Source organism: Metasolibacillus fluoroglycofenilyticus, assembly GCF_003049645.1.
Taxonomy (GTDB): domain Bacteria; phylum Bacillota; class Bacilli; order Bacillales_A; family Planococcaceae; genus Metasolibacillus; species Metasolibacillus fluoroglycofenilyticus.
The window spans coordinates 1,020,149-1,039,156 of record NZ_PYWK01000001.1; the positions used below are offsets into that span (position 1 = coordinate 1,020,149).

Sequence of the window (19,008 nt, forward strand, 5' to 3'; positions counted from 1 at the left end):
TAGCATTTAGTATGTGGAATTTCAAAGAAAACACCTGCTAACCATTGTTTTCTTTAACATTCTTGACTACACTATAAAGGTAGACTATATAGCACGAGAAAGGATGTCAAAAATGACTCAAACTCCGGATCAACTTGCAATTAATGCAATCCGTACATTGTCAATTGATGCAATTGAAAAAGCAAATTCTGGCCACCCTGGTTTACCAATGGGGGCAGCTCCAATGGCTTATACGCTATGGACAAAGCATTTACGCCATAACCCACAAAATCCAAATTGGTATAACCGTGATCGTTTTGTGTTATCTGCTGGTCATGGCTCTATGCTACTTTATAGCTTATTACATTTAGGAGGCTATGATTTACCAATGGAAGAAATTAAAAACTTCCGTCAATGGGATTCATTAACGCCTGGTCACCCAGAGTACGGTCATACTGCTGGTGTTGAAGCAACAACAGGACCTCTTGGACAAGGTATCGCCATGACTGTCGGTATGGCGATGGCTGAGGCGCATCTTGCGGCTAAATATAATAAAGATGGGCATAAAATTGTAGATCATTACACATATGCTCTATGTGGTGATGGCGATTTAATGGAAGGTGTAGCTGCAGAAGCAATTTCATTAGCAGGTCATCTGCAATTAGAAAAATTAATCGTGCTTTACGACAGTAATGATATTTCACTAGATGGCGAGCTAGGCATGTCATTCTCTGAAAACGTTCAAAAGCGCTTTGAATCATATGGTTGGAACTATTTACGCGTTGATGATGGGAACGATGTAGCGGATTTAAGTGCTAAAATCGAAGAGGCGAAGCAACTAAAAGGCAAGCCAACATTAATCGAAGTGAAAACTGTCATCGGCTATGGTTCACCGAATAAATCAGGTAAATCAGATTCGCATGGTGCACCTCTTGGAGCAGATGAGGTAGTATTAACAAAAACGCATTACGGTTGGGAGCACGGGCCATTCAGCATCCCACAAGAAGTATATGAAACATTTAAAGAAGCAGCAGAACGTCAAGGTGTTGCAGCGGAAAATGCTTGGAACGAACAATTCGAGGCTTACCGAACTGCATATCCAGAGTTAGCTGCGGAATTTGAAAATGCTATGGAAGGCGATTTACCAGCAGACTTTGCAGCGGAAGTACCAGTATATGAAGCAGGTAAGTCTGTCGCAACACGCTCATCTTCAGGTGATGTAATTAACGCTTTAGCGAAAAAATTACCATCATTCTTCGGAGGTAGTGCTGACTTAGCAAGCTCAAATAAAACGACAATTAAAGGCGCAGGCGATTTCTCAGCAGAAAACTATGCAGGTCGCAATATTTGGTTTGGCGTACGCGAGTTTGCAATGGGTGCAGCATTAAATGGTATGGCATTACACGGTGGGTTAAATGTATTCGGTGCGACATTCTTCGTCTTCTCCGACTATGTTCGTCCGGCGGTGCGTCTATCTGCATTAATGGGCTTACCCGTAACATACGTCTTTACACATGATTCAATTGCTGTTGGTGAAGATGGTCCAACACATGAGCCAATTGAACATTTAGCATCATTACGCGCAATGCCAAACTTAAATGTGATTCGTCCAGCAGATGCAAATGAGTCGGCAGAGGCATGGAAGCAAGCAATATTATCACCGAGTACACCAACTGCTTTAGTATTATCACGTCAAAACTTACCAGTGTTAGACACAACAGCGGAGTTAGCAGCTGAAGGTGTAGCTCGTGGTGGTTATGTAATTTCATCAGCAACAAAAGCAACGCCAGATGCAATTTTAATTGCTGCAGGCTCTGAGGTTGCTTTAGCAGTGGATGCGCAAAAAGCTTTACTTGCTGATGGTATTGACGTATCAGTTGTATCAATGCCATCAACATTTGCATTTGATCAACAGGATGCAGCATATAGAGAAACTGTATTACCAAAGGCTGTTACAAAGCGTTTGGCAATTGAAATGGGAGCTACACAAAGCTGGTATAAATATGTTGGCCTAGACGGTGATGTATTAGGTATCGACACATTCGGCGCATCAGCACCTGGTGACCTAGTAATCGAAAAATTCGGCTTCACAGTTGAGAATGTAGTCAATAAAGTAAAAGCACTATAAGCTTTGCATAAAAGAAGGTGTCTGAAAGCATGCGATTGCATTGCTTTTTAGACACCTTCTTTCTATTTTGTTGAGATAATCACTATAAATAGCTACATTTTATAAATTGTTGAGAGTACTAAATTTACAGCTACTTCTTTTCAACTTTAAATTGAGTAAGTAGCTATGGTAAGGATTAGATAGCCACACAAAAAACCCCGAACCATCTAATGAAACGCTAACTTTTTAGTGATTCGTGATAGTTCGGGGGTTCTATTTAGTTAGTTTATAAATTATATAAATGCAGTCTTCTTATTTTGCTAGCCCATTTTGGAAGGCGTAAACGACTGCTTGTGTACGGTCTTGTACGTCGAGTTTACTTAAAATATTGCTAACATGTGTTTTCACTGTTTTTAATGCGATAAAAAGTTCATCTGCGATTTCTTGGTTTGCCTTGCCTTGTGCCATTAAAAGAAGGACTTCCATTTCGCGCTCAGTTAAGCTTTCATGTAATGGGATAGCAGTGCCACCGCGCATTCTTGAAATCATTTTTGTCGTCACTTCAGGTTCTAAAACCGTTTCGCCATTTATCGTTTTGCGAATAGCGTCTGCGATTTGCTTGGCATTTGATGTTTTCAAAATATAGCTTACAGCGCCTGCTTCAAGGGCAGGATATACTTTGTCATCGTCTAAAAAACTTGTTACCATCATGACCTTGGCAGCAGGCCATTGTTGTAAAATTTTTTCTGTTGCTTCTGCGCCTGTCATAACAGGCATTACATTATCCATTAAAATTAAGTCGGGTCGTAAAGATAATGCTTTTTCGATTGCATCTAAGCCGTTTTCTGCCTCGCCAATAACTTCGATATCAGGCTGCGCAGATAAATAGGCTGCTACACCGATACGCACCATTTCATGGTCATCTACAAGTAATACTTTAATCAAGCTGTTCACCTTTCTTTCTCGGAACTTTTACTTCGACAATTGTCCCTTCATTTGGAACGGAAACAATTTTATATAGGCAGCCAATTTCAACTGCGCGCTCTGCAATATTATTTAAGCCATATGAGGTACTTTTACCGGATTGGTTATCAAAGCCAATACCGTTATCTTGAATGCGTAAAATCGCATAATCATCTCTTGCTACAAATAATAGCTCGACTTCCGTTGCTTTCGCATGGCGCAATGTGTTGGAAAGTGCCTCCTGTGCAATGCGGAATAGATGGTCTTCCTCTGCTTTTGTAAGCTCAATTTCTTCTAATTTATAATCTATATGAAAGTACACCTTTTGCTGTAATTCTTGAATTAAATCGTTTAGCCCTTCTGCCAATGTTTTGTTGCGCAATGCGATAGGGCGCAGATGTAAAAGAAGTGCACGCATCTCAAGCTGTGTTTGTTGGACAATTTTTTCAATTTGCCCAATCTGTAGCTTGGATTGCGGATTTTCTTCTTGTTCAGTTAAAGCAGAGAGCAGCATAGAGGCTGCGAAAAGCTGCTGCGATACAGAGTCGTGCAGCTCACGTGCTAAACGCTGGCGCTCTTCAATTAATCTTTCCTGCACAATTTTATCGTTTGTTTCGGCTTTTTCATTTGATAAACGCTGTAATGCTGCGCGCTGAGATTCGATTAAAGCTCCTGCCTCATTGATTGCCTTTTTCATTGGGCGTGAGATGCCGCGTTTTTTTAGCGGCTTAAATTCTGGGTCAATTAATTTATTAATTGTGCGTGTCGTGGAAATTTCACGTGTTTTTGTTAAGACGGACATCCATAGACTAATAAAAAACGAAATTGTAAATATGGCACTTACAATCGTGAAAACAAGGGGTAACTCGCCAAGCTTCTCATCGATAAAGAAGCGCCATTTTTCCTCTGTAGGCTCACCTAAAATAAAAACTAAAAAACTAAAGGTTGTTGATGATAAAAGGGTGAAAAGTACAATAATACGAAAAATAAATCCAATCATGCACGCGTCACCTCCACATCGCCAAACCATGTTGAAACATTGATTACGAGGAGGCGTTTTTCATCGGGCTGACCATCCTCAAATTTTAGGCTTTCGTTTATTAACTGTTTAGGAGGCTCATGCAAGCAACAAGCTTGCCCATAAAATGTCGTATAGTGCAGGCGAAGCGAGACTTCATAAGGTACAATTATATGAACTTTACCGATAGCCTGCTGAATTGTAATAACTGATTTGCCCGCTGGAAGTATCGTCTGTGTCGCATCGACAACAATATCGCCAATAAAACGCTTTAGCAGTATGTCCTCCCATTTATACGGTTCTAAAGCTCCATTCGTTGCTCCAATTAATTGATTTTTAGTTGTAGAGGAAGTCCAGCCTTGATTTGTTATTTCTACAGTTACCTCCTCTTTTGTAAGCTGTTTATAAAGCAAATAACCAATGAGAACAATGAAATAAAGCTTTAAGCTCCATAATGTGAAAAGAGCGATAATAATAAATAATGCACCTGTCCATAGTAAAAATTTGCGCTGTTGTTTCATGCCAAAATACAGAGAGATTATACCGAAAAATAGTACAAAAACCGCTCCATTATGAAATAGCGAAAGCTCAATTAGCATGATTAATAATAAACCTAGAAGAAAATAAGTAAATTGATCGGTTGTTAGCCGTTTCATAGAAGTGGTCTCCTTTCAAAATGTAAACTCTTTTATCTTGATTCAACAGATGTACAAACATCTGTTGAATCAAGATAAAAGGGAGAGGATGTGTACCCTCTCCGACTATGGCTATTCTACTATAGCATGATTTTGCTGTTGTTCGTTAGCTGCAATTGCTTTTTGTTCTTTCTCCAGCTTTGCGAGTCGTGATTCAAATGTTGTTACTTCATATTTATGGTCAATTTTTGCTGCGATATCATCAAAATAGCTAGATAGTTCCTCGAAGCTGCCTGCATCTTGAGTGTTAAGAACTTTATCCATTTGATGGTGTGCTCGTACAACATTTTCTTTGCCCATTAATTGCAACTGACGCACCTTCATATCTTTAATTTTATGTTTCATTGTTTCAAACTTACGCTCTAATTCAAAGTATTCAGTTGTGCATGCATCGATGCTAGAAAGTAACCCAACTTTACGCGCTGTGTATGCTTCCACTTCACCTTGTGCAAAGGCGATTAAGTCGTTCTCGTTGCTCAAGATAGCAAGGTTTAATTGTTGCTCACGTTTTGCTAGCATTGTTTCTGCTTCTTTTAATTGTGCTTCTAGCTCTTGTTTTAGTTGCCCTTGACGCGCTAATAATTTACCTGTTTGCTCGGTTTGCTGCTCTGCCTCACGGATATATTGATTTAAAAGGGCGATTGGATTTTTGCGCTCCTTTTTATCAAAGAAATCATGTAAATCTGCCTGTAATTGATGTTTAAAACGTGTGAATAAGTTTGTCATTATAAATCCGCTCCTTCTTATTATTTAGAGATTTTTGCCCATTCTTTTTCAAAGTTATTGAATGGGTCATCACTTGCTTCCACAACATTTGCTTCTTTTTTCCAATTTTTAGCGATATAATAAAGTGCAATAATCGCAATTAATCCGATAAATGCTGGGATGTTTGATGCAGCGCTAAGGACACCTACTAATGCAACTGTCGTACTCATAATTTTTCCAAATACCGATGTACATTTTGTGTAGTAGTGTAAACCTGCTGCCACAAGTAGTCCTGAGAATAGTAAGCCGAGCATTGGTCCAAGTAACGCTAAGGCAATTAGAAAAGCAATGGAGCCTCCGATAAAGTAAAGAAATTTTTTCATTTTGTTGACCTCCTTTTGTTGATACCTTTATGTTAAAGGAAGTTTGTTTTTTGCATAACGACCTGTAAATGTATCTTTTTCTAGGTCTGGGGGCTGAGGTGAGATGAGACCTATTTAAGGGGCTATCCGAAAAGTACATTTTGTTTTGCCACCGCATTGAAATCAATGTTTTCATCGCTTCACTTTTACTGAAAGCTAACACCGCTAAAGCCAATGTTCATCCCATTTTTAAAAGAGGCGCTTTCTATTTATATGAACCAACATTTTGTGAAACATCATTGCTACTGTCCAAAATGCCGGCTATGCACGGCTTTTTGGACAGCCTCATTTGTATTTATTTTTCATAATGCAATATAGGAGTATTTAGAATATACTTGTGATAGAAATCAAGAGAAATAACAATAGAAAGCGCAAATAAAGTAGTGTATAATGCTTTGTGGAGAGTTTTCTCGTGAGATAGGTAATGGAGGAGGTAGGTTTAACGATGACATGGGCATGGATTCTTGGAATTATTGTTGCTTTAATTGCTGGGGTTGCATTGGGCTTCTTCCTTGCGCGTCAATATATGATGAAGTACTTGAAAGAAAATCCACCGATAAATGAACAAATGATTCGTGTTATGATGGCTCAAATGGGACGTACACCGTCTGAAAAGCAAGTTCGTCAAATGATGGCACAGATGAATAAAATTCAAACTAAATAAGTAAGAGAGAAGATGTCTGTAAAATAAGCGGGCATCTTTTTTTATTGCTGAAATTACTAATTAAAAATGCAGATAAAATATAGTTATTTGTTGTAATTGGGGGAATAATACAAGAAAGAGAGGATAGGATGATTGTTTTGCCACGTGAGAATTTTATGAAAGAAGATTTGCTTATAGCTGCGATTCGCAGAGGGTTTTCAGAATTTAAGGATGAACTTATAAATTTGCAACAGAGGAAGAAAGTATTTTATTAAAGTAAAGGGAAATACAAATAAGCCTTAATTAAAAAAACGCAGATAGTCAAAGAAATTCGCAAATACTTCAGATTTGCTTGTGCCCTCTATTTTTAAACCCCTATGTTTCGCATATAAATTTGAGAGGGAATTTGGTAAAATAATTATGTGCAAACAAAAGGTCTGATGAATTTAAGGGGGAAATGTGATGACAAATGAAGTAGTAATTGTAAGTGCTGTGCGAACGGCGATTGGAGCTTTTCAGGGGACTTTAAAGGATATACAGGCACAGCAGTTGGGGAGTATTGTTATAAAGGAAGCGATTAAGCGAGCGAATATTGAGCCGCAATTCGTGGATGAGGTTATAATGGGCAATGTTCTTGCAGCGGGGCTTGGGCAAAATCCAGCGCGTCAGGCTGCGTTAAAGGCTGGTTTGCCTTATGCAGTGCCAGCAATGACGATTAATAAAGTGTGTGGCTCAGGGCTAAAGGCAGTGCATTTAGCAGCGCAAGCAATCGCGCTTGGGGATGCGGAAATCGTTGTTGCGGGTGGCTTTGAAAATATGAGCCAAGCACCATATGTTTTGAAAAATGCACGTGAAGGCTTCCGTATGGGCGACCAGAAGATTGTTGATACGATGATTCATGATGGACTATGGTGTGCACAAAATGATTACCATATGGGAATTACCGCAGAAAACTTATGTGATAAATACGAAATTACACGCGAGGAGCAGGATGCTTTTGCAGCGCGTTCACAGGCGAGAGCTGCACAGGCGATTGCTGCTGGCAAATTTGAGGCTGAAATTGTGCCTGTAGAAATACCACAGCGTAAAGGTGAGCCGATTGTTTTCGCACAGGATGAATATGTTAAAGCTAACTCGACAGTGGAAAAGCTTGCAGCGCTCCGCCCAGCATTTAAAAAGGAAGGCTCGGTTACAGCAGGTAATGCATCGGGTATTAATGACGGTGCGGCTGCACTCGTATTAATGTCTAAGAAGCGCGCGCTTGAGCTAGGTTTAACGCCGATGGCAACAATTATTTCTAATGCGAGCGTAGGGGTTGACCCACAAGTGATGGGCACAGGCCCAATTAAAGCGGTGCAAAAGGCGTTAGCGATAGCTAATAAATCATTGCCAGACATGGATTTGATTGAAGCGAATGAAGCTTTTGCAGCACAGGCAATTGCTGTTGACCGCGAGCTGCAATTTGACCATGATAAACTCAATGTGAATGGGGGCGCAATCGCATTGGGGCATCCAATTGGTGCAAGTGGTGCGCGTATATTAGTAACATTATTACATGAAATGCAAAAACGAGATGTTACACTCGGACTTGCTACATTATGTATCGGTGGCGGGCAAGGTGTTGCGACGATTGTACAACGGTAGGTGAAAAAAATGGCTAAAAAGAAATTTGGTCAAAAGCAGGCAGCACAGCCGAGGCTTGAGCAAGAAAAAGCACCGACATTGCAGGAGCAGCTAGGTGGCGATGTGCTTGCAAAGCTAAAGGCAACGAAGCAGGCGCTTGTAGATAAAGAGCAGGCTGCTGAGGAAGAGCGTCAAGCAAGGCTTGCTTTTGAGCGCAAGCAACGTGAGAAAAATATGAGCTTTGAGGAGCTGCTAGAGCAGTACGGCGATAAAGGCTCGAAATATTAAATAAAAGGCGGAGCGGGGGCATTTAAAAAGTTGAGTTATTCTTTGTTACAGCGAAAAATGGGTTTTCATTATTTTATTTTAAAATGAGTTACCTACTTTTTTATTAAAGACAAACGAAACGTCCCAAAAGCAGGAGAAGTACTGCTTTTGGGACGCTCCTCTCCTTATTTTTTTAAGAGGCGTACAATAATAGCCGTTATAACGACGAAAAATAATGCACCAAAGCTATCGAGCAAAACATCTGAAAAGACACCTGTACGTCCAGGAGAAAAGGCTTGTCTAAGTTCGTCGAGTGAGGCGATTAAAAATACCGTCGCCACTGCCATCATAGCGGGGAAGAACCATGTAAGCTTGCGATAAAGTAAATAAAGAATAACTCCAACAATACCGAAGCCAATAAAATGTGTGGCTTTTCGAATTAAAAATTCTACAAAATAAAAATAACCTCTTGATTCCACGGAAATAATAGTGCCCCAATAAGGAATTTTAAATAGACTTAGCGTTTCTTCAAAGGGCTTATTCGCTAATAACACGCGAAGCTCAGGTACAATTGTTTGTTGCTGATAGCTCATATTGGATGACAATGCAACGATGACGAGCGCAGCAACTAGAAGGAAAATATATTTTTTCATCGATGTTCTGTGTAAGTATCCTTCTTTATCTGTTCTGTTATCCCATCAATTGCAGGTAAATCTTTTATTGCATAGTAAGCAGCGATATTTTCCAGCAATTGTTGCTTTGTGCTTGCTCCAATAACGGTTGAAGCGATGGCTTTATGCTGTAAGTTAAAAGCTAGTGCTAAGCTATGTAATGAACCATACCTAGCTTCTAAATCTGCTAGTAGTGTTGCAAGCTCCTGTTGTGAATAACTCATATAATCTTGCAAGCGAGAGCGCCACTCTTTTGTTAATAGGCCTTTGGCAATAGAGCCGCGTGTAACAACAGAAATGCCGCTTGCTGTAAGCGCTGAAAACCATTCTTCTGCCCTTCGATCAAGCAGGCTATATTGCATCATATTACTAAGTGCATACCCTTTTTCGGCGAATGGCATAAAGACATTTGGTCGAATCGAGGAAATACCATAAGCACGAATGAAGCCTTCTTTCTTTAATTCATCAAATGTATCAATCACTGCATCTAAATCATCTGTTATTGTTCCACCATGTAGCTGATAAATATCAATATAATCTGTTTGTAGCCGCTTTAAGCTATCTTTTACAGCACTTTTTATATAGCTTGCGGAAGCGTCCCATGACCAGCCCTCTTGCCCTTTTTCAAAACGATTGCCGACTTTCGTAGCGAGAATGACGTTATGGCGATGAGGCTTTAAAATTTCGCCAACAATGCGCTCATTTTCGCCTTGCAAATATAAATCTGCTGTATCAAAATAATTGATGCCTGCATCAAGTGCCGCCTCTATAATAGGCTGGGCTTCACCGATATTTGCTGGCAAGGACATACAGCCTAAGCTAAGCTCAGAAATTTCAATATTACTCGTTCCCACAATTCTTTTTTTCATGGAATACACACCTTTCTATATATAATGTTACAATGGATTTATCTTGTGCGACAAGTGGGGCGAATCAATTTGAATAAATTTGAAGAAAAAACAGTTTTATCACAGCCTATTTTTAAAGGGCGAGTGATTTCGCTGAAAGTAGATGATGTGCTGTTACCAAATGGTGAGATGGCAAAAAGGGAAGTGGTGAATCATCCTGGGGCAGTCGCAATTATTGCGCTGACGGATGCGGGCAAATTATTAGTTGTTGAGCAATATCGCAAGGCATTAGAGCGCTCAATTATAGAAATTCCTGCTGGTAAGCTAGAACCAGGGGAAAAGCCGGAAGTGACAGCGAAGAGAGAGCTTGAAGAAGAAACGGGCTACACATGCGGGGAACTTACATATTTACAAACATTCGCAACCTCGCCTGGCTTTGCGGATGAGATAATTCATTTATTTGTAGCACGTAAGCTTATTCCATTAAAGGAAAAGGCTGCTCTTGATGATGATGAATTTGTGGAATTAATGGAAGTAACGTTAGAGGAAGCAGAGGAAATGATGACGAGTGGCGCTATTTATGATGCGAAAACCGCCTATGCTGTAATGTGGTTAAAAAATCAAAAATAATGCATAGAAAACGATTTTAACATATTTGCATATCAGCCTTGGACTAGCATAAGTTGGTTGTAAAGGAGGCTGAAATTTGCGGACAAGCATTATAATACAATTAACAAGTATGATTGTCGTTGGTTTTTTAAGTGGGGTTGCTTGTTTTTATATATTTAGCTTAGAGCAAGCAATTGCACTCATTCAGCTAATGGACGGGCGTATATTGCAAGAAGAGGCACCTAGCGTCATGCAAACCATATTACCAGTGGGATTCGCAATTGCGGTTGTACTATTATTTGCAACACATCCTTTTTGCGCATTTGTGGCAAAATGGTTAATTGCGTTACGAGCGACGTTTCTAGGGTTTAGCTCCATGTATTTATTGACGCAACAAAAATCTTTACTTGCATACGGTATATGGTGGTTTCCTTTTCAGTTCATTTATTGTATTTTACTATTAATGATTTGTTTAGGTATTTCGACGAAAAGACCGATGCGTTTTGCGAAAAAAGGTACTGCGACATATAGACGAATGCTAGCAATTATACTATTATTTTGCATACTTGCATTATTAGAAATGCTTGTTATATCGTATGTGTTTAAATAGATTGCAGGCTATAAGATTTCCATATCAAAGCTAGAGTCGCCATATTGGGAATAACAGCCTGTAAAAAAACTCGATTGATGAGGCTAACAATCCATGGGCTGAAAGGTCATTTTATACTGATAGCAAATGAATTATTTAGATAAAGCATCATTAACTTGTCAGTCGTTTTACTCATTTGGTATAATAAGAGGAGTTTAGGAGGGCGTCACATGGAGAGCCGTATTGATCGTATAAAAAAACAACTGCATAGTGCTAGCTATAAGTTGACGCCACAGCGTGAAGCGACAGTGGCCGTTCTGCTTGAACATGAAGAAGATCATTTAAGCGCAGAAGATGTTTTTTTGCTAGTAAAGGAAAAAGCTCCTGAAATAGGCTTAGCGACTGTATACCGTACGCTAGAATTATTAACTGAGCTAAAAATTGTTGATAAAATCAATTTTGGTGACGGTGTATCTCGTTATGACCTGAGACAAGAAGGAGCAGCACATTTTCACCATCATTTAGTTTGTATTGAATGTGGTGCAGTTGATGAAATTCAAGAAGACTTATTAGAAGATGTAGAAGCAGTAGTAGAAAAACGATGGAATTTTATCATTAAAGATCATCGACTAACATTTCATGGTATTTGTTGGCGATGCCAAGACAATGAAGATTCAAGTGAGTAGAAAGAAAGCTGTCTAAAAAGTTATTTTAAGACAGCTTTTTTGCACAGAAGTAAATGTTTAACTTTTTTCAGTGTGTGGCAGGACACCTGCTGACAAAGAGGAACTCAGTCTTAGAACACCATGTCCTGTGGTAACGACTGAGTAACCAACCTCAGGCGAATAATATAGATTTTAGGGGATTTTGGACTAAAACTAGCCGGGGCATAATTGATTATAGAAGCGGAGGGTGTTGGAAAAGGTTTTGCCTTTCCTGACAGCCCTTTTTCATTTCTACCTAAATTTTGGGAGGGATTTAATGACGAATGTATTTCAAGATGCGATTGCAGATTATATTCATTTCATTCGCGTAGAGCGTCAATTATCTGACAATACGCTCGTCTCATATGAGCGAGATTTAGCTAGCTATGCTGCATTTATTCAGGCACAGCAGCTACCATCCTTCAACGAAGTAACGCGTGCAATTATTTTATTGCATTTAGAGGCGCTGCGTGCAGCAGGTAAAACACCGCGTACCATTGCGCGTCATATTTCATCAATCAGGTCGTTTCATCAATTTTTATTAAGGGAAAAAGTAACGACAACTGACCCAACTGTGCATCTTGAAATGCCACAATTGGAGCAAAAGCTACCAAAAGTTCTCTCAACACAAGAGATTGATGCACTGATTGCGGCCCCAGACCTTTCAAAGGCACAGGGAGTTCGCGATGTCGCCATGCTAGAGCTGTTATATGCAACAGGGATGCGCATTAGTGAGCTCATTGAGCTTGATATTACCGATATTCATTTAACGATGGGCTTTGTGCGAGTATTTGGTAAAGGCGGGAAGGAAAGAATTATTCCACTCGGTCGCGGTGCGATTGCTGCTTGTGAAAATTATTTAGGGCGAGCACGTTATGAGCTACAGGGCAAATATCCAAAAACTGACGCGTTATTTATTAATCGTAGAGGGAAAAGATTAACTAGACAAGGCTGCTGGAAGCTATTGAAAGAGCATGCACGGCAGGCAAATATTCAACATGAAATTACGCCGCATGTGCTGCGCCATTCCTTTGCAACACATTTAATTGAAAATGGAGCAGATTTACGGGCGGTGCAGGAAATGTTAGGTCATTCAGATATTTCGACAACACAAATTTACACACATGTGAGCAAAACAAGATTATCAGAAGTATATAAGCAATTTCATCCTCGGGCGTAAGAGCCCATAACTCTAAGTGAAATAGCTTGGAAAATTAAAAAATTTCACACAGTCGGATGTCTGACCTTTATTTTTAAATTATTTTTGGTAAAATATATAATAGTAAGAAGGAGGTCGTGCAATTAATGAAGGCGTTTAAAAAGATACATGTAATTGTAATGGATTCAGTAGGCATCGGGGAAGCACCGGATGCACATAAATTTGGCGATGTTGGTTCAAATACTTTAGGTCATATTGCAGAAGAAATGAATGGTTTAAAGATGCCTACGATGGAAAGTTTAGGCTTATCAAATATTCGGGAGCTACAAGGTATTGCGAAGGTAGACGAGCCGAAAGCATATTATGGCATGATGCAAGAGGCGTCCGTAGGGAAAGATACAATGACTGGTCATTGGGAAATCATGGGGCTTAACATTGACAAGCCATTTAAAGTGTACCCAGACGGCTTTCCACAGGAGTTAATTGCACAATTAGAGGCGCGTATAGGACGTAAAGTATTGTGTAACAAGCCTGCGAGTGGTACGGCGGTCATTGACGACTTTGGACAAGAGCATATGGAAACAGGCGCAATAATCGTCTATACATCTGCTGACCCTGTGTTACAAATTGCAGCACACGAGGAAATAATCCCCTTAGAGGAGCTTTATAAAATTTGTGAAATTGCTCGCGAATTAACATTGCAGCCTGAATATTTAGTAGGGCGTGTCATTGCACGTCCGTTTGTTGGTCAACCAGGTAACTTTACACGTACGGCTAATCGACACGACTACGCATTGACACCGTTTGGTCGCACAACGATGGCAGAAATGAAGGATGCAGGATTGGATGTCATTGCAATTGGGAAGATTTCCGATATTTTCAACGGCGATGGTGTGACAGAGTCAATTCGTACGAAAAATAATACAGATGGCATGGATAAAATGGTAGAAGTAGCACAGCGTGATTTCCACGGTATGAGCTTTTTAAATTTAGTCGATTTCGATGCCAATTTCGGTCATCGTCGCGACCCAATCGGTTATGGTGAGGCACTAGAGGAATTCGACCGTCGCTTGCCGGAGGTATTATCTAAATTAGGTGAAGATGATTTATTGCTTATTACAGCCGACCACGGCAATGACCCAACATTCCCAGGCACAGACCACACGCGTGAATACGTACCTTTAATCGTTTATTCACCGCGCTTTAATGGTGGGGTAGAGCTACCATTACGCGAAACATTTGCAGATATTGCAGCAACAATTGCTGACAATTTTAAAATCGCTGCACCTGAATTTGGCACAAGTTTTTTGCAACGATTGAAATAGGGGGGCTTGACTAATGAGAATGGTAGATATTATAGAGAAAAAACGGGATGGTCAAACATTAACGACAGAGGAAATTCGTTTTTTCATTAACGGCTATACGAATGGTGACGTACCAGACTATCAGGCGAGTGCATTGTTAATGGCGATTTATTTCCAAGGAATGGCTGATCATGAATTAGCTGATTTAACGATGGCAATGGTTGAGTCTGGCGAACAAATCAAGCTAACAGAAATCGATGGCATTAAAGTAGACAAGCATTCGACAGGTGGCGTAGGGGATACGACGACATTGCCATTAGCAGCGATGGTAGCTGCTGTAGGTGTTCCTGTTGCTAAAATGAGTGGTCGAGGCTTAGGACATACAGGTGGTACAATTGATAAATTAGAGGCGATTGCTGGCTTTCATGTTGAGCTAACGAATGAACAATTTGCGCAGCAAGTAAATGATATTAAGATGGCTGTTATTGGACAAAGTGGCAATTTAACACCTGCTGATAAAAAGCTTTACGCATTGCGTGATGTAACAGCAACGGTATCAAGCATTCCATTAATTGCAAGCTCGATTATGTCGAAAAAAATCGCAGCAGGTGCAGATGCCATCGTACTTGATGTAAAAACAGGTGATGGCGCTTTTATGAAAACAGCCGATGATGCGAAAATGCTTGCTGAAGCGATGGTACGTATCGGCAACAATGTTGGTCGTAATACGATGGCCATTATTTCAGATATGAGCCAGCCGCTTGGATATGCTATTGGCAATGCGCTTGAAATTCAAGAGGCAATTGATACGCTAAAAGGGCATGGACCAGCAGATTTGAACGAGCTTTGTTATACGCTTGGCTCGCAAATGGTCGTGCTTGGTGGTAAAGCAGCAACAATCAAGGAAGCGCGTGCAATGCTAGAGGAAGCTGTGGCAAATGGCGCAGCACTTGAAGTATTGAAAAAGTTTATCACAGCACAGGGTGGAGATGCCACTGTTGTTGATGAACCAGCGCAGCTCCCAAAGGCTGCTTATGTAACGGAGCTTGTGGCGAAGGAAGCAGGCTACGTAGCAAAAATCGAAGCAGATGATATTGGCACAGCAGCGATGCTACTTGGCGCAGGGCGTGCAACAAAGGAATCGGAAATCGATTTAGCAGTAGGATTAGTGCTACGCAAAAAAGTTAGTGATTATGTAGAAGCGGGCGAATCACTTGTGACAATCCACGCAAACCGTGAGCAAATCGACGATGTCATCGAAAAAATTTATGCGCATATTCATTTGACACAGGAGCCAGTCGCTGCCCCAAAGTTGATTGAAGCGATTATTACAAAATAATAGATAATCTAGCCTATAAAATCGGAGCAAATCCGATTTTATAGGCTTTTTATATGCAAACGTGGAATAACCCTAGTAACATAACCCCCTAAAAATAAAGAAAACATCAAAGATTGAAAAGCTCTCTAAAAAAGCTCTTTTATATGTGATAAAAATCAAATTTAATGTTTAAAAATCATGCAGCCTTCCCATACTTTGACGTATAGGCACTAGTTTTAGCGAAGTGGCACTAGTTTTGTCAGATGTGAAGGGAAAAGTCGCTCGTCGTAGAATTAGCGATTAGACGAGGAGGCGAAGTATTATGAATTATGAAATTACGGTGTACCCGGAGCAGATTGCCATTATTCGATTATACGGAGAGCTTGGTCATCATGAAACTGAAAAGGTGCGGGCTCAAATTTCGAGAACGATACTGCAGGGACATGTGACAACACTCATTTGGAATTTGGCTGGTCTGCAATTTATGGATAGCTCAGGTGTTGGCCTAATATTGGGAAGAATGCGGGAGCTTAGCATCGTGGGTGGTCAAATTATCATTTTAAACCCTTCATCGACAATGCAGAAAATATTCCAATTTTCTGGACTTGCGCCATATATTATGCATGCAGATGAACAGGCAGCGATTTCACATATAAGGGGGATTGTTCATGGATAACGAAATGACATTATCATTTATTGCAAAAAGTGAGAATGAAAGTTTAGCAAGAATGGCAATTATGAGCTTTATTGCACAGCTTGATCCAACGGTAGACGAGCTGTCTGAATTAAAAACCATTATTTCAGAAGCTGTTTCGAATGCGATTATTCATGGCTACGAGGAGGATGGAAAAAGTGTTGTCACAGTGCGGGCAACATTGACAGGTGATACCGTGCAAGTGAGCATTCAAGATTATGGTAAAGGAATTAGTGATGTTGCGCAGGCGATGGAACCTTTATTTACGACAAAGGCGGCTTTGGAGCGTTCAGGCATGGGCTTTACAATTATGGAAAGCTTCGCGGACGAACTTGTTGTGCAGTCTGTTGTAGGCGAGGGGACAAGCGTCGTTTTTACAAAAAAAATATCATCAGCACATGCGTCAGTCATGTAAAGGGGTGGGGACAATCGAACAGTCTTCAGAAGTGTTGTTGACGCAGGCGGAGATGCGAGCATTAATTGAACGCTCGCAGCAAGGGGATATTGAAGCGAGAAAGCGGATGATTGAAGGTAATACACGACTTGTTTGGTCGATTGTGCAACGTTTTTCCTCGCGAGGTGTTGAACTAGAGGATTTATTTCAAATTGGCTGTATTGGCTTAATGAAATCTATTGATAAATTCGATTTATCCTATGAAGTAAAGTTTTCCACATATGCAGTGCCAATGATTATTGGCGAAATTCAACGCTTTTTACGCGATGATGGTATGGTAAAGGTTAGTCGTTCCATTCGTGAATTAAATTATAAAATTCGCCATGCGACAGAGGAATATATGAAGACGAATGAAAAGCCGCCCTCCATTTCGGAACTAGCAGAGCGCTTAGGTGTGACGCAGGATGACATTTTAATTGCAGCGGATGCGATGCGTGACCCAGCCTCTTTACATGAGCAGCTATTTGAAAATGATGGGGACTCCATTACATTAATGGACCAAATGTATGACGAAAAGTCGCAGCTTCCGTTTGAGTATATTCCGCTGAAGGAAATGCTTACAAAGTTAGATAAACGAGAGCAATCGATTATTTATTTACGCTATTTTGCAGATTTAACACAAACTGAAATAGCAGAGCGTCTTGGCATTTCGCAAGTGCAAGTATCACGTTTAGAGAAAAAAATATTAGCACAGCTGAAGCAATGGATGGAAGTGACAACTACGAAAAAGGCAGTGAAAAAATGACGAATCAGCTTTTTACATCTTTAGAGCAGGCACAGCAACATTTAAAGGAGGTTTTAGGGGAGGGCGAATCGTTTGATGTTTGTATAAAGCCGATTTTTGTACGAAATATGGAAGTGCTCTCAGTTTATATTTCCGGGCTAGTTGATAGTGAAACATTATCAAATTTACTAGCGGAATTGCAATTTGAGGAGCGGGAGCATATTGAGGATGAGCCCGCATATTTCGATGCGCATTTTAACCATCATGGAAAAGAGCCTGTAGAAACACTTGAGGACTTTTTGCTAGGAGTATTAAGCGGTCGAGTTGGTCTAGTAACATCACATGGTTATTGTTATTGTGCAGAGTTTCGTAATTATCCGGGGCGCAATCCAGAGGAGCCTGATAACGAGAAGGTCATTCGTGGGTCGCGGGACGGCTTTGCGGAAAATATTATGCAAAATACAGGATTGATTCGACGCAGAATTCGAAGTGGAGATTTGCGCTTTGAGCTTTCACAAATTTCTAAGCTAGGAAAAACCGATGTTGCGCTCTGCTATATGAAGGATTTAGTAAATGAAGAACATCTTCACTGGTTACGGGAACGCTTTCAATTAATCGAGCATGATGGTTTAACGATGGCGGATAAATCTTTAGAGGAGTGGCTGTTTAAGCAAAAATTTCATCCGTTACCATTCGTCCGTTATTCGGAGCGACCGGATATTGTGGCAGCGCATGTATTAGAAGGGCATATTGCGATTGTTGTTGATACATCACCTTCTGTTATGTTGATGCCAGTGACGATGTTCCATTTCTTACAACATGCAGAGGAATATCGTCAAGCACCGCTAATTGGCTCGATGATGCGGCTTCTACGTTACTTTGCAGCATTGCTCAGCTTAGTATTACTTCCAATGTGGTATTTATTTGCGAAGGAAAGTCATTTATTACCTGAGACACTTTCCTTTTTAGGTATATCGGAGCCATCTGAAGTACCGCTGTTTTTGCAAATTTTAATTGCAGATTTTGGAATTGAATATTTGCGTATTGCGGCCATTCATACACCGACGCCTCTTTCGACCGCAATGGGGTTAATTGCGGGAATTGTTATTGGACAAATTGCAATTGATGTAGGGCTTTTTTCAAGCGAGGTAGTATTATATACAGCGATTGCTGCAATTTTCACATTCGCCATACCGAATTATGAGTTAAGTATTTCAATTAAAGTTTTCCGTATTTTTTTACTCATTATGACAGCATTGTTTGAGGCTAATGGGTTTTTTATTGCACTATTTATTATATTTTCGTATTTATGTGCATTGCGTCCGATGAAAGTACCATATATGTGGCCACTCATTCCCTTTTTCCCAAAGGCCTTTATGCGTGTTTTTATTCGTTTTCCAATGTCTGATGATGCGCTTAGACCGTATATTGTTGGTGCACAGCAGCGAAAACGAGCATAATGTACATTGCACTTTTGTTCCCTCCTATGGTAAAGTTCTCATATACTATTTT

The 19,008-nt window shown here is 40.2% G+C and carries 22 protein-coding genes; 15 read left to right on the forward strand and 7 right to left on the reverse strand.

All coding sequences use genetic code 11. The annotated features are described in order from the left end of the window. Nucleotides 1-112: 112 nt before the first annotated feature. Nucleotides 113-2,107 (forward strand): transketolase, encoded by a 1,995-nt coding sequence (tkt, locus tag C9J36_RS04535; RefSeq protein ID WP_107942351.1) that lies wholly within the window; start codon nt 113-115, stop codon nt 2,105-2,107. 291 nt (nt 2,108-2,398) lie between these two features. Here tkt and C9J36_RS04540 read toward each other — a convergent pair whose 3' ends face one another. From C9J36_RS04540 to C9J36_RS04560, 5 genes are all read right to left on the reverse strand, one after another. Then, a complete protein-coding gene (locus C9J36_RS04540; RefSeq protein WP_107942352.1) occupies nt 2,399-3,031 on the reverse strand; it encodes a response regulator transcription factor in 633 nt (210 codons plus the stop codon). Next, the gene (locus tag C9J36_RS04545; RefSeq protein WP_107942353.1) at nt 3,024-4,049 is read right to left on the reverse strand and encodes a sensor histidine kinase; all 1,026 of its coding nucleotides are present in this window, start codon (nt 4,047-4,049) and stop codon (nt 3,024-3,026) included. The genes C9J36_RS04540 and C9J36_RS04545 overlap by 8 nt, the downstream gene beginning before the upstream one ends. Next, a complete protein-coding gene (gene liaF / locus C9J36_RS04550) occupies nt 4,046-4,723 on the reverse strand; it encodes a cell wall-active antibiotics response protein LiaF (RefSeq protein WP_235616006.1) in 678 nt (225 codons plus the stop codon). Before liaF ends, C9J36_RS04545 begins: the two co-directional genes overlap by 4 nt. 111 nt (nt 4,724-4,834) lie before the next feature. Then, entirely contained in the window at nt 4,835-5,488 is a 654-nt protein-coding gene (locus tag C9J36_RS04555) for a PspA/IM30 family protein (RefSeq protein ID WP_107942354.1), read from the reverse strand. Nucleotides 5,489-5,508: 20 nt separating this feature from the next. Beyond that, entirely contained in the window at nt 5,509-5,850 is a 342-nt protein-coding gene (locus tag C9J36_RS04560; protein WP_107942355.1) for a lmo0954 family membrane protein, read from the reverse strand. A gap of 484 nt (nt 5,851-6,334) precedes the next feature. Between C9J36_RS04560 and C9J36_RS04565 the strand changes: the two genes are divergently transcribed. From C9J36_RS04565 to C9J36_RS04575, 4 genes are all read left to right on the forward strand, one after another. Beyond that, complete coding sequence (locus C9J36_RS04565; protein ID WP_066171109.1) at nt 6,335-6,553, forward strand: YneF family protein; 219 nt, start codon at nt 6,335-6,337, stop codon at nt 6,551-6,553. Between the two features lie 128 nt (nt 6,554-6,681). Further along, nucleotides 6,682-6,807 carry a hypothetical protein gene (locus C9J36_RS17580; protein ID WP_268807849.1) on the forward strand — a complete coding sequence of 42 codons (126 nt, stop codon included), beginning with the start codon at nt 6,682-6,684 and terminating at the stop codon, nt 6,805-6,807. A 187-nt stretch (nt 6,808-6,994) separates the two neighbouring features. Beyond that, nucleotides 6,995-8,176, forward strand: coding sequence for an acetyl-CoA C-acetyltransferase (locus C9J36_RS04570; protein WP_107942356.1), 1,182 nt, complete (start codon nt 6,995-6,997; stop codon nt 8,174-8,176). Nucleotides 8,177-8,185: 9 nt separating this feature from the next. Further along, a complete protein-coding gene (locus C9J36_RS04575) occupies nt 8,186-8,443 on the forward strand; it encodes a YqkE family protein (RefSeq protein WP_066171103.1) in 258 nt (85 codons plus the stop codon). A gap of 164 nt (nt 8,444-8,607) precedes the next feature. Here C9J36_RS04575 and C9J36_RS04580 read toward each other — a convergent pair whose 3' ends face one another. Both C9J36_RS04580 and C9J36_RS04585 read right to left on the reverse strand, forming a co-directional pair. Further along, entirely contained in the window at nt 8,608-9,075 is a 468-nt protein-coding gene (locus tag C9J36_RS04580) for a VanZ family protein (RefSeq protein WP_066171100.1), read from the reverse strand. Next, nucleotides 9,072-9,962 (reverse strand): aldo/keto reductase, encoded by an 891-nt coding sequence (locus tag C9J36_RS04585; protein ID WP_107942357.1) that lies wholly within the window; start codon nt 9,960-9,962, stop codon nt 9,072-9,074. Before C9J36_RS04585 ends, C9J36_RS04580 begins: the two co-directional genes overlap by 4 nt. A gap of 69 nt (nt 9,963-10,031) precedes the next feature. Between C9J36_RS04585 and C9J36_RS04590 the strand changes: the two genes are divergently transcribed. The 10 genes from C9J36_RS04590 to C9J36_RS04635 all read left to right on the forward strand — a co-directional run bounded on the left by C9J36_RS04590 (nt 10,032) and on the right by C9J36_RS04635 (nt 18,956). Then, nucleotides 10,032-10,571 carry an NUDIX domain-containing protein gene (locus C9J36_RS04590; RefSeq protein WP_066171094.1) on the forward strand — a complete coding sequence of 180 codons (540 nt, stop codon included), beginning with the start codon at nt 10,032-10,034 and terminating at the stop codon, nt 10,569-10,571. 76 nt (nt 10,572-10,647) lie between these two features. Beyond that, entirely contained in the window at nt 10,648-11,160 is a 513-nt protein-coding gene (locus C9J36_RS04595) for a hypothetical protein (RefSeq protein WP_107942358.1), read from the forward strand. 209 nt (nt 11,161-11,369) lie between these two features. Then, nucleotides 11,370-11,825 carry a ferric iron uptake transcriptional regulator gene (gene fur / locus C9J36_RS04600; protein ID WP_066171088.1) on the forward strand — a complete coding sequence of 152 codons (456 nt, stop codon included), beginning with the start codon at nt 11,370-11,372 and terminating at the stop codon, nt 11,823-11,825. A gap of 295 nt (nt 11,826-12,120) precedes the next feature. Then, on the forward strand, nt 12,121-13,023 hold the full coding sequence (xerD, locus tag C9J36_RS04605) for a site-specific tyrosine recombinase XerD (protein WP_066171083.1): 903 nt from the start codon (nt 12,121-12,123) through the stop codon (nt 13,021-13,023). Between the two features lie 125 nt (nt 13,024-13,148). Continuing rightward, nucleotides 13,149-14,327, forward strand: a complete 1,179-nt coding sequence (gene deoB / locus C9J36_RS04610) for a phosphopentomutase (RefSeq protein ID WP_107942359.1) — start codon at nt 13,149-13,151, stop codon at nt 14,325-14,327. Nucleotides 14,328-14,340: 13 nt separating this feature from the next. Next, entirely contained in the window at nt 14,341-15,645 is a 1,305-nt protein-coding gene (locus tag C9J36_RS04615; protein WP_066171077.1) for a pyrimidine-nucleoside phosphorylase, read from the forward strand. 301 nt (nt 15,646-15,946) lie between these two features. After that, a complete protein-coding gene (locus C9J36_RS04620) occupies nt 15,947-16,300 on the forward strand; it encodes an STAS domain-containing protein (protein ID WP_107942360.1) in 354 nt (117 codons plus the stop codon). Continuing rightward, nucleotides 16,293-16,733 (forward strand): anti-sigma F factor, encoded by a 441-nt coding sequence (gene spoIIAB, locus C9J36_RS04625; protein ID WP_066171071.1) that lies wholly within the window; start codon nt 16,293-16,295, stop codon nt 16,731-16,733. The genes C9J36_RS04620 and spoIIAB overlap by 8 nt, the downstream gene beginning before the upstream one ends. Then, on the forward strand, nt 16,717-17,517 hold the full coding sequence (locus C9J36_RS04630) for a SigF/SigG family RNA polymerase sporulation sigma factor (protein ID WP_201261888.1): 801 nt from the start codon (nt 16,717-16,719) through the stop codon (nt 17,515-17,517). Before spoIIAB ends, C9J36_RS04630 begins: the two co-directional genes overlap by 17 nt. Then, nucleotides 17,514-18,956, forward strand: coding sequence for a spore germination protein (locus tag C9J36_RS04635; protein ID WP_107942362.1), 1,443 nt, complete (start codon nt 17,514-17,516; stop codon nt 18,954-18,956). Before C9J36_RS04630 ends, C9J36_RS04635 begins: the two co-directional genes overlap by 4 nt. The last annotated feature ends 52 nt before the right edge of the window (nt 18,957-19,008 follow it).

What these genes read in the sequence shown, in the direction of transcription:
- C9J36_RS04615 (WP_066171077.1), top strand. Translation starts at nt 14,341, where the DNA reads ATGAGAATGGTAGATATTATAGAGAAAAAACGGGATGGTCAAACATTA.
- C9J36_RS04635 (WP_107942362.1), top strand. Translation starts at nt 17,514, where the DNA reads ATGACGAATCAGCTTTTTACATCTTTAGAGCAGGCACAGCAACATTTA.
- C9J36_RS04545 (WP_107942353.1), bottom strand. Translation starts at nt 4,049, where the DNA reads ATGATTGGATTTATTTTTCGTATTATTGTACTTTTCACCCTTTTATCA.
- C9J36_RS04580 (WP_066171100.1), bottom strand. Translation starts at nt 9,075, where the DNA reads ATGAAAAAATATATTTTCCTTCTAGTTGCTGCGCTCGTCATCGTTGCA.
- C9J36_RS17580 (WP_268807849.1), top strand. Translation starts at nt 6,682, where the DNA reads ATGATTGTTTTGCCACGTGAGAATTTTATGAAAGAAGATTTGCTTATA.
- xerD (WP_066171083.1), top strand. Translation starts at nt 12,121, where the DNA reads ATGACGAATGTATTTCAAGATGCGATTGCAGATTATATTCATTTCATT.
- deoB (WP_107942359.1), top strand. Translation starts at nt 13,149, where the DNA reads ATGAAGGCGTTTAAAAAGATACATGTAATTGTAATGGATTCAGTAGGC.
- C9J36_RS04555 (WP_107942354.1), bottom strand. Translation starts at nt 5,488, where the DNA reads ATGACAAACTTATTCACACGTTTTAAACATCAATTACAGGCAGATTTA.
- tkt (WP_107942351.1), top strand. Translation starts at nt 113, where the DNA reads ATGACTCAAACTCCGGATCAACTTGCAATTAATGCAATCCGTACATTG.
- spoIIAB (WP_066171071.1), top strand. Translation starts at nt 16,293, where the DNA reads ATGGATAACGAAATGACATTATCATTTATTGCAAAAAGTGAGAATGAA.
- fur (WP_066171088.1), top strand. Translation starts at nt 11,370, where the DNA reads ATGGAGAGCCGTATTGATCGTATAAAAAAACAACTGCATAGTGCTAGC.
- C9J36_RS04560 (WP_107942355.1), bottom strand. Translation starts at nt 5,850, where the DNA reads ATGAAAAAATTTCTTTACTTTATCGGAGGCTCCATTGCTTTTCTAATT.
- liaF (WP_235616006.1), bottom strand. Translation starts at nt 4,723, where the DNA reads ATGAAACGGCTAACAACCGATCAATTTACTTATTTTCTTCTAGGTTTA.
- C9J36_RS04570 (WP_107942356.1), top strand. Translation starts at nt 6,995, where the DNA reads ATGACAAATGAAGTAGTAATTGTAAGTGCTGTGCGAACGGCGATTGGA.
- C9J36_RS04630 (WP_201261888.1), top strand. Translation starts at nt 16,717, where the DNA reads ATGCGTCAGTCATGTAAAGGGGTGGGGACAATCGAACAGTCTTCAGAA.
- C9J36_RS04565 (WP_066171109.1), top strand. Translation starts at nt 6,335, where the DNA reads ATGACATGGGCATGGATTCTTGGAATTATTGTTGCTTTAATTGCTGGG.
- C9J36_RS04585 (WP_107942357.1), bottom strand. Translation starts at nt 9,962, where the DNA reads ATGAAAAAAAGAATTGTGGGAACGAGTAATATTGAAATTTCTGAGCTT.
- C9J36_RS04575 (WP_066171103.1), top strand. Translation starts at nt 8,186, where the DNA reads ATGGCTAAAAAGAAATTTGGTCAAAAGCAGGCAGCACAGCCGAGGCTT.
- C9J36_RS04620 (WP_107942360.1), top strand. Translation starts at nt 15,947, where the DNA reads ATGAATTATGAAATTACGGTGTACCCGGAGCAGATTGCCATTATTCGA.